Genomic DNA, 18,418 nt, shown 5'->3' on the forward strand with positions numbered 1-18,418 from the left:
TCTCAGTGTTTGAACCTGCAGTAGTATTACACAATAGGTAGTCGGTTGGAACTGTGGCTACTGGAGTTGGATTCACATTTAACTGGAGTTGGACAATTTGAAAACAGGTTGAAGTGCTTGAAGTAACTCTGATATAAATCACCTGTAAATCAGGCAAAATATTTTCGTATGAAGTAGGAGTTGGAATAAACGTTCCGCCTATATTCGCATCAACTTGGGTTTCATGGAACGTAACTGTACTATTTGGATTTCCTCCTGTGATGAAACTAATGGTTTGTGTTAAATCAAACGATTCAAATCCATCATTATTAGAGTCACACGCTTGCAATGGCTGTGGGGTGTTTACAGTAAAATTAGCAATAATACTAACTAAAACAGGTTCAATATCGGTACAATTGCCTAGAGTACTTTTGACATAATAGGTTCCGCTTACTGTAATTGCTGTTGGATTAGCCAGCGCTATTGTAGCACCTGCATTCGTCCAATAACTTAAAACTCCCATACTAGTACTTCCAACGGTAATTGATGGTGAAGTAATATCAACCGTACTTGGCGCACAGACTGCTGGAGGATTGGTAATTACTAAATTAGGACTAGTAATGGTAACGATTACTGCTTGAATATCGGAACAAGAACCAACTGTACTTTTTATATAATACGTTCCGCTAGCTGCAATTGCATTTGGATTAGCCAATGCGATTGTAGCGCCAGCATTGGTCCAATAAGTTAATGTGCCGCCTCCTGTACTTCCTGCTGTAACAGCTGGCGAAGTAAGGCTAACCGTGTTTGGGGAACAAACGGCTGCTGGATTGGTAATTGTTAGTACTGGTGTCGGATTTATAGTTACTATAACTGGTTTAATATCAAAACAATTTCCAACGGTACTTTTAATATAATAGGTTCCACTTGTAGCAACCGCTGAAGGATTTACTAATGCTGTAGTTGCTGCAACGTTAGTCCAATAACTCAAAGTTCCACCTCCAGTGCTTCCAGCTGTAATAGCGGGTAAAGTTATATCAACTGCATTGGGTGCACAAACTGCAACTGGATTTGAAATAGTTAATGATGGAGAAGGATTTATTGACACTAATACAGGATTAATATCTGTACAACTTCCAAGAGTACTTTTAATATAATAGGTCCCGCTAGTTGTAACAGCAGTTGGATTAGCTAGTGCAATTGTAGCAGCCGCATCAGTCCAATAAGTTAAAATTCCGCCACCTGTACTTCCAGCAGTGACAGCCGGTAAAGTTAGATTAACGGTATTTGGTGAACAAACAGCTACTGAATTGGTAATGGTTAAAACCGGACTTGGATTTATAGTAACAATAACTGGTTTGATATCCGAACATATTCCGACGGTAGCTTTTATATAATATGTACCGCTCATCCCAACTGCCGTTGGATTTGCCAATGGTATTGTTGCAGCTGCATTCATCCAATAAGTGAATGAGCCACCTGAAGTTCCTGCGGTCACATTATTGGCAGTAAGATTGACTGTGTTTGATGAGCATACAGCGGGTGGATTCGTAATGACTAAAGTTGGAGTAGTTGAAATGTTTACCAAAACCCCCTCAATATCCGAACAAGTACCTAATGTACTCTTAATGTAATACGTTCCGCTTATTGCTATTGCTGTGGGATTAGCCAGTGTTGCGGTAGCTGCGGCATTTATCCAGTAGGTTAATGTTCCGCCTCCTGTACTTCCTGCGGTAATTGCCGGTAAGGTAATGTCCTGTGTATTTGGTGTACAAACTGCGGTTGGACTATTAATTAGTAAAACAGGACTAGGGTTTACAGTAACTAAAACAGGTTTAATATCATAACAAGTTCCTGATGTACTTTTGATATAATAAGTTCCACTTGCACCAACTGCATTTGGACTTGTTAAAGCGGTAGTTGCTGTTGCATTTGTCCAATAACTCAACGTTCCGCCACCAGTACTTCCTGTCGTTACAGCTGGTAAAGTAATATCAACTGTAATTGGTGCACAAACAGCTGCGGGATTCGTAATGGTTAGTGTTGGATTTGGATTAATAGTAACGATAACCGGTTTTATATCGAAACAAGAACCTAAGCTACTTTTTATATAGTAAGTTCCGCTAGTAGCAATTGCATTTGGATTAGCCAAAGCTATGGTAGCGGCAGCATTAGTCCAATAACTTAAAGTTCCACCACCCGTACTTCCAGCGGTAACAACTGCTGAAGTTATATCAACTGTACTTGGTGAGCAAACGGCAGCTGGATTACTAATAGTCAATTGCGGTGTTACAGTACACGGAACAGAACATGTTCTTGTTATTGATGGTGTGCAAATTCCATTCCAAGTTATCGTTAAAGTAACAACTTGTCCCTGTGAAAGTCCTGATACAGTATAATTTGAAAACGGGATAATAAATGGATTATAAGTTCCAGTGACAGCAGGTCCGCCATCTATTGAATAACTATAATTAACAGTTAAATTTCCAACATTATTAAAATCAAAATTTATAGATGTAGCAGTTGTAAATGGACTTGAATTATCACAAAATAAAAATGGAGCTGCTGTTGGAACATTTCCTATGTAAACAGGTAAATCAGCTCTTGTACTTTCACAACCTCCAATAGTTTGGCTCACAAAATAATGTATCACAGAACCTGCAGCACCAGTAGTTAGCGGCGTTGGTGCTGTTGCAGAAGCTGTACCTCCTGTTGCATTGGTTCCGTACCAATTTAATGTTCCGCCAGCACTTGGAGTGGCTGTAAGAGGAACGGCTGTTGCATTTGGACAATAGGTTACCGGTAAAATACTTGGCGGTGTAGCTGATGTTGGTGTGTTTACTGTTAGTACTATTGGACTTGAAATACAACCCGTTATGATGTCTCTTATAACTACATTATTGTAGACACCCGGTGCAACACTTGTAAATGTTGGACTCGTTTGAAAGTTTACCCCATTTATACTATACTCATAACTATTCAGTCTATAAGTTCCAATGTCAGTATAATCCTGAGGATCTAACGCGGTCCAATCGGCAGGATTCCAAACCAAACTTGGATGTGGCGCTGTTTGCAATCTTCTGTAGGTATATCCATCCTGATTACTTGGCGTAAAATTAACCCCATCAGTTCTTCCCCATAAATCAATTTCTAAGTCTGTACTTGTTGTCAAACGAACATTATCATTGGTATTAAAACCTGGACATAAATTCATCACCATGTCCGGCGTTACTCCTCCCTGATTGGCCAAATTACCAACAGATATAACAAATACATCATTGCTTGCTAAACTTCCTAACAATGGAAAGTCACAATTAAGCGATGGTCCTGGATTTCCGTTGTTGTATATTTTAAGTTTATAATTGGTTAAGTTTTTCGTTACACCGGTTCCGTTGTAAATTTCGATATATGATAAAGCTCCCGTACTTTCATCGGTAACTTCAGAAATAAATAAATCGGACGGAATCGGAATTGGTGCTGTATTCAAAGGACTCGTAAACACAATTGTCCCTGTTGGCAACGGACAAGTTGGTTGTTGCGTAACGCTTGCAATCGGGTTTGGACATAAATTGGCTATATCGATAAGAGAAAGGTTATCTAACGCAAAATCATTTCCTGTTCCTCCGCCAAAAGTCTGCGTATCTACCAACCAAATTTGAGCGTTATTAGTAGATGCTGTCCATCTGTAAACAACTTTGGTCCAAGGCGATGGATTTCCAACGGGACAAATCGAGGGCCCTGACATCAATTGGGGGATGCTTGATGTTCCGTTAGTTTTTACATCAATAATTGCCGAATTAGCATTATTATTTGTACCAGAAATCGAACGGATATAATAGGTAAATTCATAGGTTCTGCCACTAACGACTCCAATACTTGCACCATTCAGTAATTCCCATACCTTATCATTAGGGCTACCTGAACCATCAACCACCATCATTTTTCCTGTTCCAGAAGGATAATCAAACGCATGCGAAAAATTGACTGTATTCATTGTAAATGAATCATTTAAGATATTATAATTTCTCGGAACGCTATTCCCTGGCGCTACCGGCAGAAAATAATTCGTTTGAAATCCAACACCAGCACCACCACTTTCAAAATCGCCATTGACTAACAAATTTTGTGCAATTGCCTGAAAGGAAACTAATGTCATTACAACAAATAATAGTTTATTTAAAAAAGTAATCATCTTCATATTTAAAGTAGCTTTTTAGTAGTGTTTAAAGGGGTCTGTTCAAAAACATGGTCAAATATATTCATTTTAACAAAATGAACAATACTATTTTGAACTAAATAACATAAAAAAGCCTCAACGAATCAAGGCTATCTATCTCTATTACTGACGTTTTCTCCTATCTCTTTCCGTCTTTAATAAATTTAATTCTCTGCTGGTTTGACCAGCAACTGATGTATTTTCTTCTGCTCTTCGTATTAAATACGGCATCACATCGCGAACGGGACCAAATGGTAAATATTTGGCCACATTGTAGCCGTGATCTGCAAGGTTATAGCTTATATTATCGCTCATTCCGTACAATTGTCCGAACCAGATTCGAGTATCATTTTTCAAAATTCCTTTTGAAGCCATCAGATCAATAACTTTATACGAACTTAATTCGTTATGCGTTCCCACAAAAATGGACATCGATTCTAGATTTTCCATCATGTATTCCATTGTGAGATCATAATTAACATCGGTTGCTTCTTTGCTTGCGCAAATTGGTGTTGCATACCCTTTCTCTTCGGCACGTTTGTTCTCTTTTTCCATATAAGCACCTCGAACCAATTTCATACCGATGAAAAAACCTTCAGCTGTTGCCTGCTCGTGTAACTTCTTTAAATAATCCAATCGATCCCAACGGTACAATTGTAATGTATTGAAAACAATCGCCTTTTGCTTGTTGTATTTGCGCATCATTTCAGTAACCAACTCATCTGCAGCATCCTGCATCCAGCTTTCCTCGCCGTCAATTAAAAGCGCTACATCTTTTTCGTATGCTGTTCTACAAATCAAATCAAAACGAGCAACAACTCTATTCCACTCCCGCTGTTCTTCAAGAGTCAGTGGCTGCTTTTCTCCAATTTTTTCATACAAATGAAAACGTCCCAAACCGGTTGGCTTAAATACTGCAAACGGAATAGCTTGACGTTCTTTAGCAAATTCGACCGTTTTAAGTGTCATTTCCAACGCGGCATCAAACTGGGCCTCTTCTTCTTTTCCTTCGACCGAATAATCTAAAACCGATGAAACTCCTTTAGTAAACATTTTATCGACGACAGAAAGGCAATCTTCCTCGCTTATTCCGCCACAAAAATGGTCAAAAACCGTCGCTCGTATCAATCCTTCTACAGGTAAATGGGCTTTGAGTGCAAAATTGGTTACAGCAGTTCCGATGCGCACTAATGGCTCGTTGTCAATCATTTTGAACAGAAAATACGCTCTGTCTAATTCGGTATCTGTTTTAAGTGCAAAAGCAACTTGAGTATTGTTGAAAATTTTTTCCATTTTTTTCTAATATTGTCACAAATATAGATGAGTTTTATGAATTATTGTCTTTAAAAAACTAGTTTTCAATAACTGATTTTGTATGGTTAGAAAATAGAAAAAAGCTTTCATATTATGAATCAAATTTTAACCCGTCGTATACAAGTATATAGTAACGTCCGTTATTTGCAGTTTGTCAAACTGAGCTTGTCCGAGTGCTTAGAAAAAGATCTTCGACAAGCTCAGACTGAGATTTTTGGGTCTTATTAAACTAAGGTGAAAATTTATTTTTAATTAAACTAATGATAATTGTACCCAAACTTTAAAAAACTAATGTTTATTTTAGTATCAACTTTGATAAGGGCTCCACAAATTCCGATAAATTTTAATTTTATCATAATCTTGAGCTTGCTTCTCAATATTAAAATACCGGTTTCCTCTTGGATCGTTGCCTACTCCTGCCAAATAAGCCCAATTACCCCAATTGCTACACACATCATAATCAATCAATTGTTGTTCAAAATAGCTCGCGCCAAAACGCCAATCCAACTTTAAATCGTTGCATAAATAACTTGCTACATTTTGACGTCCGCGATTACTCATAAATCCGGTTAATTTTAATTCAATCATATTAGCATCAACAAAATCAATACCGGTATTTCCATCAATCCAATCCTGCAGTTGTTGCTTATTGTGCTTGTTAACCGTAATTCCTTTGTCTTGAATTCCGGCTTGTTGAAAGAATTTAGCATTGTATTTTTTCATCATGAACCTAAAATAATCACGCCATAATAATTCAAAAACCAACCAATAAGTGGAATCATTGGCTCCGAATTGGGTTTCATATTTTTTCAATTCTTGGTATATAAATCTTGGTGAAATACAACCTAGACCCAGCCAAGCTGAAAATTTAGACGAATAATCAGCACCAACTAATCCGTTTCGAGTTTCTTTATATTTTGAAATGCATTTGGATTCAAAAAAATAATGGTTTAAGCGTTTGATACCTTCCGATTCTCCACCTTTAAAATGGATGGCTGCTCTTTTATCCATTGGAGTAAACGCTAAATCTAAATCTTCAAACGAAGGTAAATTTAGGGGTTCAATTTCGGGGCTATGTATTTGAGTTGGTTCTTCAAATGCGATTCTAATCACAGCATCTTTCTCTGTTTTTTTTCTAAAATTGGTAAAAACATCTGGAATATCTTTAATCGAAAACGGCAAATCTTCCGCATGATATAATGTACTTGTACTTAAGGTTTGTAGTTCGCATCGTAGTTTAAAAAGCTCATTTTGCACCAGTAATTCCGTTTGTTGTTCTTCGTAGGTGACCTCTCGCTTTGCAAAAACTTTAGATGCTTTATAGTGTTCAACAAGTTTTGGAATTTCAATTTCGGGTTTGCCGTGAACAATTACTAATCCGGAACCAATAGCTCTCAAATTAGCATCTAAATCTAACAGCGATTCCAACAAAAATTGTAATCTGAAACTTCCTGTTTTTTTAAATCCAAATTCAGTGGTTGTGAAATGGGAATCCTCAAAACAATAAAAAGGGACAATACTGTCGCTTTGCGCAATTGCTTTTACCAAGGTTTCATTGTCGTGTAATCGTAAATCGGTTTTAAACCAAACTAGTGCAGTCTTCATAATTCATTTATATTTTTCAAATAGTAATCCGCTTGTTCCAATAGAGCCGTTTTGGCTTCAGGTTGCATTTTTCGCCAAACATTATACATCATCCCGATACGCGGATTTTTAGCCAATTTATCCTCATTTCTATCATAAAAATTCCAGTACAAACTATTAAACGGACAAGCTTTGTCTCCTGTTTTAACCTCTTTTTTATAAAAACAACTGCCACAATAATGACTCATTTTATCAATATACGATGCCGAACTTACATAGGGTTTTGTACCTACTATTCCGCCATCGGCAAACTGACTCATGCCACGTGTATTGGTGATTTCAACCCATTCGATAGCATCAATATAGATCCCGAGATACCAAGCGTCAATTTCATCTGGATGGATTCCAGCTAAAAGTGCAAAATTCCCCGTAATCATTAAGCGCTGAATGTGATGCGCGTATGCATAATTTAAGGATTGCCCAATAGCGTCTTTCAAACAATTCATTTTTGTTTTTCCGGTCCAAAACCAATCAGGTAATTTTTCCTGATTGTTGAAGAAATTCATGTTGGCATATTCTGGCATTTTGAGCCAATAAATACCTCTCATGTATTCGCGCCAACCTATAATTTGTCGCACAAAACCTTCAAGTTGGTTGTATTCAATTTCAGTGGGTCGTTTTTCCCATTCTTGGATTGCTTTATCGATAACTTCTTGTGGCGAAATCATTTTTACATTCATCGAAAAAGATATTCGAGCATGATATAACGACCATTCGTTAGGTGCCATCGCATCTTGATAACTGCCAAATAAATGCAGACATTCCGCTAGAAAAAAGTCTAATAATTCCAAAGATTGTTTTCTGTTGATTGGCCAAACAAAATTCGAAGCATCAATAGTTCCAATGGTTTTGATATCCGTTTTCGTTATTTCATTTAAAATTTCAGAAACATCAGTATTGAAAACTAAAGGTGAAGTTGCTTTATGATTTTTGGGTAATTTTTTTCGGTTTTCACTATCGTAATTCCATTTTCCGGTTAACGGATTTGAACCATCCATCAAAACATGGTGCTTTTTTCGAAGCATCCTATAAAAGCTTTCTAACAAAAAGGTTTTTTTTCCTTCAAAAAAATCACCTAATTCAGTTCGAGAGGTAAAAAAATGTTCACTATCCACTACGGAACTGCTGATCGAAATAGATTGACACAGCTGTTTTAAATCCAAATCAACACGATATTCATCAGGTAATTGGTATTCAAAATGTTTGAAATCGTGTTTTGAAATTAGGTTTTGAATATTTTTTTCAAACGACTGCAGGTTGTCTTCATCATTCAAATGAAGGTAAATTACTTGATGCTTTTTAGCTTTTAGTTCATCAGCAAAAGCCTGCATTGCCGAAAAGAAACCAACCACTTTCTGAATATGATGCGTGGCATAATCGGTTTCCGATCGAATTTCCATCATCACATAAACAACAGCGTCATCTAAAGTTTTAAACCACGAATGATTCGCATTTAGTTGATCGCCAAGAATTAATCGTATCGTTTTTGACATTTTTTTATTTTTGAACCTTTAAGAGATTAAGAAAATTAAGTTTAAAAAAAGCTAATTACTAATTACTTTTCACTAATCACTTTTTACTCCTACATTTATCACTACAATATTTTACTTCGTCCCAAACTTTCTCCCACTTTTTGCGCCAAGCAAACGGTTTGTTACAAACAATACACGTTTTAGTGGGTAAGTTTTGCTTTTTTACACCTTTCATTCGTCTAAATTTTGTGTCGTTTCCAGTTAATTTCTATCGCTGAACCTTCGGCTAAAAATATCGAAGTTGGTTGTGTTTGATCTAGAACTGCAAAATCATTTCCGTACATCATTTCAAAATCGCAATCAATTTTATAGTCTGTAATTTCATTAATTAACCAACTTGGATGTGCAATTTGATATTCTTGCGTTGTGGTTTTATTGTATTTTGTGTATCCGTAGTAATGTTCGAAAATGAAACTTTCAAAACTATTTTTCACCATCACTTTTTTTTCTTTCTCGGCTACTAATTCAATACTATTCCATTTTTTATTTACTCGCCACTCGTATTTTATTTCTTTATGTTCATTGGTGTAATCCCAATGATGTCGTGTCGGAATCGTGGTGTAATGTTCTTTATACAATGCATTGGCTAGCCAAGCAACCGCTTTGTAAGGTACGGTTTCATTGATAAAAACAACACCTCGTCTGATTTTATTTCCAACTTTTCTCGAAACATAAAAGCGCAAATTAATTTCTTCAAAGGTTCCGAATTTGAAAATGGGCACATTGAATATTTTAGTGTTTTTAAACATAAACCCAACTAGACTGACGTACGCTTTTCCGTTATACAAATCCAATTCAATTCCTTTTGGAAGATATTTTTCCAAAATGGCTGGCGCTATTTCATAATTGGCCATGACGATATTTTCCCAATTCGCTTTTAAAAAGACACTCATTTGGATTTCTTTTTTAGTGGTTTACTTCTCATCAGTGCTTTTGAACTGTTCACATGTTTTTTCAAAATGCGTTGTCCTTCTTCTTTAACATCGTCCTGCTTCCGGAAACTCCAAACTATGTTGCTAGCATGTTTTCGAGTTTCTTCAATATTAACAATCGGCAACGGATAATCTAAACCAATTTCACAGTTGTAAAACTGCTGTTCGATCACATTCAATTTCCATGGTTCATGAATTAGTTCCACCGGAATTTCCGCTAATTCAGGCAACCATTTTTTAATAAAAATGCCATCTGAATCATGGTCTTCCGAGTTTTTTATTGGATTATAAATTCTAATCGTATTGATTCCGGTTGTTCCTGATTGCATCTGAATTTGCGGATAATGAATTCCGGGTTCGTAATCTAAAAATTGTCTTGCCAGAAAATGCAATTCGCGCCAATCTTGCCATAAATTGAATGTAAAAAATGAAACCACCATGGCGCGCATTCTGAAATTGATGTAACCCGTTTGCACCAAACAGCGCATGCAAGCATCAACAATGGGAACGCCTGTTTTGCCTTCTTGCCATGCTTTTATGTAGATTTCATTTTTTGGTTTTACCAATGCATCATAGGCTTTATTGATGTTTTCAAATTCCATTCGACATTCATCTTCAAATTTTTGAATAAAATGGCAATGCCAATGCAATCTGGAAACAAAATTCAGCATTGCTCTTTTATTAGGCGAACCTTCATAATGTTGATTGGTATAGTGATAAATCATGCGCATGCTAATGTTTCCATAGGTTAAATAGGGCGACAATCGGCTACAGCCTTTTCGGCTTAAACTCGGTTTTGAAATGTGTTTGCTGTAATTGACATGGCGTTCTTTTACAAAACTGTCCAGATAACGCCACGCCCAATATTCGCCACCTTGTTGAAAGTTTGTATTACGAGTTGTAATTTCAATTGGAAGTTCTTTACCTTTTAATTTTGTATAAAAATCAGCAGTTAGAGTTTCGATATTAAAAATATTTAAGTCGATTACTTTAGGATCAGCTCGCATGAAGTTTTCCCATCTTTTATCCCAATCTTTCCTCGATTTTAGTTTCCGAATTACACCGTGCGTTTGCGATTGTTTCCAATGAATATTCTTGTCATCAAAAAAAGATTGCATCGCACTATCTCTATCAAAAGTGACTTTATTGCCAATTTCTTGATGCGAAAAAATAGTTCTAACGTCGTATATTTTAACCAATTCGTCAAAAACCGTTTGTACGTCGTTATGAAAAAAATAAATTTCAGCAGCAATAGGCCTTAACTTAGCCTGCATTTCCTGCAACGATTCGTAAATAAAACGCCAATGACGACTATCCGAATCGTCATAACTCATCACCGAAGGTTCGAAAAAGTAAACCAATAAAACAGGAAGATTTTCGTGTTGCGCCAAATAAAGCGGCTCGTGATCTGTAAAACGCAAATCACGCTTGAACCAAACAATATTTATCGGTTTTTTACTCAATTTTGCGTCAGAGATGTAATTTCTTTATCGGGTTTTGCATAGCTTAATCGATCCAATTGAACGGTTTTATGGTAACTATCTAATCCAGAGCAGGTGATAGTATTAGCTCTTTCCAAGTCTAAAAAACCATCACTACTCAGACAATCTTCAGGAAAATGTACTTGTACAATTTCGCCGATAACCATTATAGTATTGTTGATTTTAATATCTATTTTTTCCCTGAATTCGATTCCGAGTTGCACCGAACTCTCACTGACAAACGGAGCTTTAAAATTATTTTTGTAAATTGGGGTTAAACCGGTAACGTCAAACTCAGAAATTTCTTTGTCATAACGTGCGGAAGTCTGATGTGCTTTTTTATAAATAATTTCATTGATGTGATTCACGGTATAAAAACCGGTTTCTAGCAGGTTACTCAGCGTGTCGCGCTCGGGCGGACTTGGTCTGAAAATATGGGCGACCAAGGCAGGATTTGCTCCAATATGTACTAAAGAACTAAAAATAGCGACGTTCGTTTTTCCTTGTTTGTCATTAGTTCCAACTAACGAAACGCTTTTAAATCCGCCGATACTATTGATAAAATGTACCCGCATTTGCTTTTCCAGTGCCTTGATATCATCGGACGAAAAATATTTTTGCATATTTTGTTTTGGTTTAAGAAAAAAAACTGTCTTTAGAACTTAAGACCACCCACTTTCTTTCGCTGTTGAGTTTAAAAGTGCCTATGTGTTCTTTATTCCATTCTTGCGGTCCGATTAACGAGAGAAAATTTACACCATCATCACCTAGATACAAATGATAAATTTCACCAATAACTGGTTCAAATGAAAATCGAGCACCATATACTAACTCGTTCCATTCGTATTCCGCCATTAAATTTTCGTATTGTAACTTAAGCTCGTTGAACTTATTTTCAAACTGTTTATTTACCGTACTGATGCCTCTGCTTTTCCATGAAACAACATCATCCATTTTAATTGCTGGAGCACCAACGCGCGTTGCGTAAGGCAATAAACTTGCGTTATATCCTTGTTCATCAGAGTATACTATATTATCTGGTCTTTCTTTATTCATTCTTAGTAAAATAGATATTATTTTTTATCGTTTAGAAATCTTATTATTAGAAATAGCGCGCTGCATAGTGCATTTAAATCGGTCGATTCCCTCTGCTCGTTTTGCGGTGTGCTTCGTTTTACAATTCTCTACTCGCTTTCTCCAAAGTTTGTAACTGCTAAATTTGAGTTCTTTTTTCATCAAAACTTTCACATCGGCTTCAGCCAATCCAAACTGAAATTGAATGGCATCAAAAGGAGTTCGGTCTTCCCAAGCCATTTCAATAATGCGATCTATGGCGATGTCATCTAATTCTAATATAACGCTTACAGGCATTTTGTTTATTCTTTTTGTGATTAAGTTAAACAAAAGTACGCATTATTTATTATTAAAAGCAAAAACTGTGTTAATTATAGTATTCGATATTTAGAAAAAAAGCCCGTATTTTGTTGAATATTTTACAAATAAAAAATGCAATCAATACAAGCTAACGGTTATCCTATTGTTTTCGGTGAAAACGGATATGAATTTCTGAATACTTTCATAAAAGAAAATAACTATTCTTCTATTTTTATTTTATCGGATACCAATACAAATGAATTTTGTTTGACTCGTTTCTTGCCTTTTCTAGCAACGGACAAAAAACTTGAAATTATAGAAATAGAGCCTGGAGAAAGCGAAAAGAACATCACTAGCTGCGTTGAAATTTGGTCTATATTAACAGATTTCGGTGCCGATAGAAAAAGTTTAGTTATTAATGTCGGCGGTGGCGTTATTACGGATATTGGCGGATTTGTAGCTTCGACTTTTAAAAGAGGTATTGATTTTATTCATATTCCAACATCGCTTTTAGCTATGGTTGATGCCTCCGTTGGCGGCAAAAACGGCGTTGATTTGGGCAGTTTAAAAAACCAAATTGGTGTGATTAATGTTCCAAAATTAGTTTTGGTTGATACCGAATATCTATCGACTTTGCCTCAAAACGAAATGCGTTCTGGATTGGCTGAAATGCTAAAACACGGATTAATATTTGATGTGGATTATTGGACACAATTTAGAGAATTAAATGCTATCGATTTTGCTGACTTTGATACTTTAATATACCGGTCGATTGAAATTAAAAATGAAATTGTACTGCAAGACCCAACCGAAAATGGCATTCGAAAATCGTTGAATTTTGGCCACACTTTAGGCCATGCGATTGAAAGTTATTTTTTGGAAAACGAAAACAAAAAAACCTTGTTACACGGCGAAGCTATTGCGGTTGGAATGATTTTAGAAAGTTATATTTCATGGCAGAAAAAGTTGATTACGGCTGCGGAATATATCGAGATAAAAAATACGATAACTGCCGTTTTTGAAACTATAGTTTTTGAAGAAGACGATCTGAATCCGATTCTGGATTTACTCATTCACGATAAGAAAAATGAGTATGGAAAAATTCAATTTGCGCTGCTCGACGGAATCGGAAATATAAAAATTAATCAAGAGGTTGAAAATGAATTAATTATAAAATCGTTTGCTGATTATAAAAGTTAATATATTTTTCACCCATATACTTGCATTTCGACTATTTTATTTTTTACATTTGCCCTGATGAAAAAAAGTGCCAACACTTCTGTTTACAGTAATTACAGTCAGGAATCAAATCATAATTTCTTAGTTATTTCTAATCTTATTTTTAGGGGAAAAAGCGACTTTATGGCTTTGTGTTCGCACATTTCCGTTCTATCACAGGAAAAACTTCCTATTATTTATGCAAATATTAGGGTTTGAATTATAGATTCTTTTGTTTTCTATAAAAAAAGTTAATCTATAATTCCATCTCTTAAATGAACACTAAATATTTCGATTTAATAAATCAAACCTATTATTTTCCACAAGAAGAATTTACTTTAAACAAAGAAAGTCAGTTGCAGTTTCACAATATCGATTTGATGAAATTGGTGGAACAATATGGCACTCCATTAAAGTTTACGTATTTGCCTCAAATTTCCAGCAACATCAAAAAAGCCAAAAACTGGTTCCGAAATGCTATGGAAAAAAACAAATACGATGCGAAGTATTACTATTGTTATTGCACCAAAAGTTCTCATTTTCAATACATAATGAATGAGGCTTTCAAAAATAATATTCATATCGAAACGTCTTCGGCTTTTGATATCAACATTGTCGAGAATTTGTTGGAAAACGGTAAAATCAATAAAAGTACTTTTATCATTTGTAATGGATTCAAACGCGACCAATACATCGAAAACATTGCTCGTTTGATTAATAACGGACATAAAAATACCATTCCAATCATTGATAATTATGAGGAATTGGATTTGTTACAAGAGCAAATTAAAGGAAAATTCAAAATTGGAATTCGAATTGCCGCTGAAGAAGAACCAAAGTTTGAATTTTATACTTCTCGATTAGGAATTGGATATAAAAATATTGTGGCCTTTTACAAAAAGCAAATTCAGGAAAATGATAAGTTAGAGTTGAAAATGCTTCACTTTTTTATCAACACCGGAATTAATGATACTTCCTATTATTGGAACGAATTGGTGAAATGTATTAAAGTTTATGTTGCACTAAAAAAAGAATGTTCCACACTAGACAGTTTGAATATTGGTGGCGGATTTCCAATCAAAAATTCTTTGGCATTTGAATTTGATTACCAATATATGATTGACGAAATCATAAACCAAATCAAGATTGCTTGTGAAGAAGCTGAGGTGGATGTTCCGAATATTTTTACCGAATTTGGTTCGTTTACCGTTGGAGAATCAGGCGGTGCAATTTATCAGATTTTGTACCAAAAACAACAAAATGATAGAGAAGCTTGGAATATGATTGACAGTTCATTCATTACCACTTTACCCGATACTTGGGCTATAAATAAACGTTTTATTTTATTGGCAATTAATCGCTGGAATGATACCTATGAACGTGTTTTATTAGGCGGAATGACTTGCGATAGCGATGATTATTACAATTCTGAGCAGAATATGAACGCGATCTATTTACCAAAATACAACAAAGAAAAACCGTTATATATAGGTTTCTTTAATACGGGCGCTTACCAAGAAACAATTGGTGGGTACGGCGGATTACACCACTGTTTGATTCCACAACCGAAACACATCTTAATAGACAGAGATGAAAACGGAATTTTAGCTACTGAGATTTTTTCAGAGCAACAAACTTCCGATGATGTATTGAAAATATTAGGATACGAGAAGAAATAGTCATAAGAATTTAGAAATCAGAGGGCAGCATTTAGAAATTAAAATTCTGGAAAATATTAAAAAAAATAGTTTGTCGTTTTAAAAAAAATAGATTTTCTTTGAAATGTTCAAAACATAAACTTGAAACGAATATAATGAGCAAAGGACCAATAAGTCAGTTTATAGAAAAACACTACCTTCACTTCAATGCGGCAGCTCTTGTGGATGCAGCCAAAGGATATGAAGAACACTTACTAGACAATGGTAAGATGCTAATTTCCCTTGCCGGTGCTATGAGTACGGCTGAATTAGGAAAATCATTAGCCGAAATGATCCGTCAAGATAAAGTACATATTATTTCGTGTACGGGAGCGAATCTTGAAGAAGACATCATGAATTTGGTGGCACACAATTCATACAAAAGAGTGCCAAATTACAGAGATTTATCGCCACAAGAAGAATGGGATTTATTAGAAAACCATTACAATAGAGTTACCGATACGTGTATTCCTGAAGAAGAAGCTTTCCGCAGATTACAATCGCATTTATATGATATTTGGAATAATGCGAACTCGAAAGGAGAACGTTATTTTCCGCATGAATTTATGTACCAAATGATTAATTCAGGCGTTTTGGAGCAGTATTACGAAATTGATCCAAAAGATTCCTGGATGGTTGCGGCAGCTGAGAAAAACTTACCAATTGTTGTTCCGGGATGGGAAGACAGTACGATGGGGAATATTTTTGCTTCCTACTGCATCAAAGGCGAATTCAATGCTACAACTATGAAAAGTGGAATTGAATACATGATGTGGTTAGCGGATTGGTATCCAAAAAACTCGACTGGTAAAGGATTAGGATTCTTCCAAGTTGGTGGCGGAATTGCAGGTGATTTTCCAATTTGTGTGGTACCGATGTTGTACCAAGATATGGAAATGCACGACGTTCCGTTCTGGAGTTATTTTTGCCAAATTTCAGATTCAACAACAAGTTACGGTTCTTATTCCGGAGCTGTTCCCAACGAGAAAATCACTTGGGGAAAACTTGATATCCATACACCCAAATTTATTGTAGAATCGGATGCAACAATTGTTGTACCTTTAATCTTTGCTTACATCTTAGATTTATAAAAGTTTTTTTATGAGAAGAATTATCGTTGATTATGCTAAACTAACTGGAAACATACTAAATTTATTAGTAGAGCGTTTCCCTGAAGGCTATGATGACTCAGACATCATTCGTTTTAGAAATGCTCAAAACGAGTTAATAGAAGCTGTTGAAGTAAAAACAGATGACACTATTTACTTGGTAAAAGTTAGTACCAAATTAGCCAGTAGAATGGAAAAATTTGATGAAGAAGAAGATATCGACTCTGTAATTGAACCTATTAATCCAATCAAAGGTTTAGATGATGATGATGATGCGCGTTCTGATGAAGATGAAGATGAGGAAGAAGATTTATTGAAAGACAAAGGCGGTTCCGATGATGGTGAAGATGAAGATGAAGATGATTTTGAACCTTCTGAAAATTTTGAAGAAGACGAAGACGAAGAATAATTTTAGTTACGAATTATAAATTACGAATCCCAAATTCTAAAAGAGTTTGGGATTTTTTTTGTACTGTATTCCACTCTGTAAATCGTAATTCAAATACCTTAAATAGTACTTACAAATAGCGTTCTTCAAAAATACGTTGATGGTGATTTTGGTGTCCAATGGTGACAATACCCAAAGCACGCACCGACATTGGATTATTTGATGCAATACCGCTACGAAGTAATTCTTCTTCAGAAAATGATTTGAATAATGAAAGTGTCGCTTGCCTCACTACGGCCAATTCAGTTAGCAAATCTTGAATACTTCTTTTGGTAGCATTTGTAGCTTCTACATATTGATTTTCATCAAAACCTGGCAATTCGGTTTTATCATTTCGAGCAAAACGCAAAGCGCGATAGGCAAATATTCTTTCAGTGTCAATTAGATGCTGCAGAAGTTCTTTGATCGTCCATTTTCCTTCAGCATAACGGTAATCAAACTTATCCATTGGAATATTTTGAACAAATTTAATCAATCGATGTAAGGATATTTCGAGTTCTTCTATCATAGTATATTCTTCGGAAACCTGAGCAATATAGGTTCCGTAATAAGGGGCGTATTCGTTCGGGTTTAGATGTGATGGTTTCATAATTTCAATTTTAGTCTCACAAAGGTTGGATTTTTTCACGATATTAAATGTACTTTAGCTAAAAGATTTTATTCTAATGAAAAAGCTGATTTTTATTTTATTCCTTTTATTTCAACTTTCAACTTTCGGACAAACTGTGAAGGTTTATGAACAAAAGTTGAATCATTTGATAGAAAAACGAAATTATTGGATGGAAGAAAATGAAAAAAAGTTTCAAGATATCGCTTCGGATTCAATGAGTTATTATAATACTGCTTTTGAAAAATCTCTATTGCGAGTTACTGCTAAAAATCAGGAAAGTATACAAATTAAATTTAAGACATTACAAGAAAATTATATTAATATACTGACTTCAAGTGATGGCAATTTCAGGATTTATTCATGGGATACATTTGAAGGTGGCACCATGCATTTTTACCGAAACATACTTCAGTTCAAGACCAATGGAAAGGTTTACTCTGAAATATACACTACAGATTTTCAAGATAATAGTTGTAGCTTTTATGATCTAAATCAAGTAACTAGCAAAAATAAAAACTATTATATTACATCTAGTGTAATGGTTGGAAGCAGCGCTGTTTACTATTATGAAGCGAAAGTTTTTAGTATTGAAAACAAAAAATTGAATAGGAATGCTTCCCTAATCAAAACTACTTCTGGAATGAAAAATACTGTTGGATATGATATTGATTTTTCTAGTGAAGCCAATCGGAATGACACATCAGAAATTAATAAGTTTGAGTATATGTCGCTAGATTATGATAAAAAAAATAAAATTATCCTTTTAGCATTGCTTACTGAAGATGGAATTGTAACCTCTAAAAAAATAAAATATAAATTTAACGGAGTTTATTTTGAGAAAATGATATCGAATATAAAGTAACC

16 protein-coding genes are annotated in these 18,418 nt (G+C 35.2%); 5 read left to right on the top strand and 11 right to left on the bottom strand.

What is annotated here, in order from left to right:
- From PSU83_RS01570 to PSU83_RS01615, 10 genes are all read right to left on the bottom strand, one after another.
- A partial coding sequence (locus PSU83_RS01570) for a lamin tail domain-containing protein (protein ID WP_300585951.1) occupies window positions 1-4,177 on the bottom strand: 4,177 nt, incomplete at its 3' end.
- Window positions 4,178-4,318: 141 nt separating this feature from the next.
- On the bottom strand, window positions 4,319-5,488 hold the full coding sequence (locus PSU83_RS01575) for a proline dehydrogenase family protein (protein WP_300585954.1): 1,170 nt from the start codon (window positions 5,486-5,488) through the stop codon (window positions 4,319-4,321).
- Window positions 5,489-5,815: 327 nt separating this feature from the next.
- Entirely contained in the window at window positions 5,816-7,114 is a 1,299-nt protein-coding gene (locus PSU83_RS01580) for a DASH family cryptochrome (protein ID WP_300585956.1), read from the bottom strand.
- Window positions 7,111-8,646 carry a cryptochrome/photolyase family protein gene (locus tag PSU83_RS01585; protein WP_300585958.1) on the bottom strand — a complete coding sequence of 512 codons (1,536 nt, stop codon included), beginning with the start codon at window positions 8,644-8,646 and terminating at the stop codon, window positions 7,111-7,113. The genes PSU83_RS01580 and PSU83_RS01585 overlap by 4 nt, the downstream gene beginning before the upstream one ends.
- A 76-nt stretch (window positions 8,647-8,722) precedes the next feature.
- Window positions 8,723-8,860: a DUF2256 domain-containing protein gene (locus PSU83_RS01590; RefSeq protein ID WP_300585960.1), complete on the bottom strand. Its 138-nt coding sequence runs from the start codon at window positions 8,858-8,860 to the stop codon at window positions 8,723-8,725.
- Between the two features lie 4 nt (window positions 8,861-8,864).
- Complete coding sequence (locus tag PSU83_RS01595; RefSeq protein ID WP_300585963.1) at window positions 8,865-9,578, bottom strand: DUF2071 domain-containing protein; 714 nt, start codon at window positions 9,576-9,578, stop codon at window positions 8,865-8,867.
- Window positions 9,575-11,080, bottom strand: a complete 1,506-nt coding sequence (locus PSU83_RS01600; protein WP_300585966.1) for a deoxyribodipyrimidine photo-lyase — start codon at window positions 11,078-11,080, stop codon at window positions 9,575-9,577. Before PSU83_RS01600 ends, PSU83_RS01595 begins: the two co-directional genes overlap by 4 nt.
- Entirely contained in the window at window positions 11,077-11,721 is a 645-nt protein-coding gene (locus PSU83_RS01605) for a flavin reductase (RefSeq protein WP_300585967.1), read from the bottom strand. Before PSU83_RS01605 ends, PSU83_RS01600 begins: the two co-directional genes overlap by 4 nt.
- Window positions 11,722-11,734: 13 nt before the next feature.
- Window positions 11,735-12,154: a DUF2452 domain-containing protein gene (locus tag PSU83_RS01610; protein ID WP_300585970.1), complete on the bottom strand. Its 420-nt coding sequence runs from the start codon at window positions 12,152-12,154 to the stop codon at window positions 11,735-11,737.
- Between the two features lie 24 nt (window positions 12,155-12,178).
- Entirely contained in the window at window positions 12,179-12,469 is a 291-nt protein-coding gene (locus PSU83_RS01615) for a TIGR03643 family protein (RefSeq protein WP_300585972.1), read from the bottom strand.
- A gap of 135 nt (window positions 12,470-12,604) precedes the next feature.
- Between PSU83_RS01615 and aroB the strand changes: the two genes are divergently transcribed.
- The 4 genes from aroB (at window position 12,605) to PSU83_RS01635 (ending at window position 16,905) form a co-directional block, all read left to right on the top strand.
- Entirely contained in the window at window positions 12,605-13,672 is a 1,068-nt protein-coding gene (aroB, locus tag PSU83_RS01620; RefSeq protein WP_300585975.1) for a 3-dehydroquinate synthase, read from the top strand.
- A 293-nt stretch (window positions 13,673-13,965) separates the two neighbouring features.
- A complete protein-coding gene (locus PSU83_RS01625) occupies window positions 13,966-15,369 on the top strand; it encodes an arginine decarboxylase (protein ID WP_300585978.1) in 1,404 nt (467 codons plus the stop codon).
- A gap of 134 nt (window positions 15,370-15,503) precedes the next feature.
- Complete coding sequence (locus PSU83_RS01630) at window positions 15,504-16,478, top strand: deoxyhypusine synthase family protein (RefSeq protein WP_300585981.1); 975 nt, start codon at window positions 15,504-15,506, stop codon at window positions 16,476-16,478.
- A gap of 10 nt (window positions 16,479-16,488) precedes the next feature.
- Window positions 16,489-16,905, top strand: a complete 417-nt coding sequence (locus tag PSU83_RS01635) for a DNA primase (RefSeq protein WP_300585983.1) — start codon at window positions 16,489-16,491, stop codon at window positions 16,903-16,905.
- Window positions 16,906-17,014: 109 nt separating this feature from the next.
- Here the strand turns inward: PSU83_RS01635 and PSU83_RS01640 are convergent, their stop codons facing one another.
- Window positions 17,015-17,533 carry a DinB family protein gene (locus tag PSU83_RS01640; RefSeq protein ID WP_300585984.1) on the bottom strand — a complete coding sequence of 173 codons (519 nt, stop codon included), beginning with the start codon at window positions 17,531-17,533 and terminating at the stop codon, window positions 17,015-17,017.
- A 76-nt stretch (window positions 17,534-17,609) separates the two neighbouring features.
- Here PSU83_RS01640 and PSU83_RS01645 point away from each other — a divergent pair, with 76 nt between their 5' ends.
- Entirely contained in the window at window positions 17,610-18,416 is an 807-nt protein-coding gene (locus PSU83_RS01645) for a hypothetical protein (RefSeq protein ID WP_300585985.1), read from the top strand.
- Window positions 18,417-18,418: the final 2 nt, after the last annotated feature.

Origin of the sequence: Flavobacterium sp. (genome assembly GCF_029945805.1) — a bacterium.
Taxonomy (GTDB): Bacteria; Bacteroidota; Bacteroidia; order Flavobacteriales; family Flavobacteriaceae; genus Flavobacterium.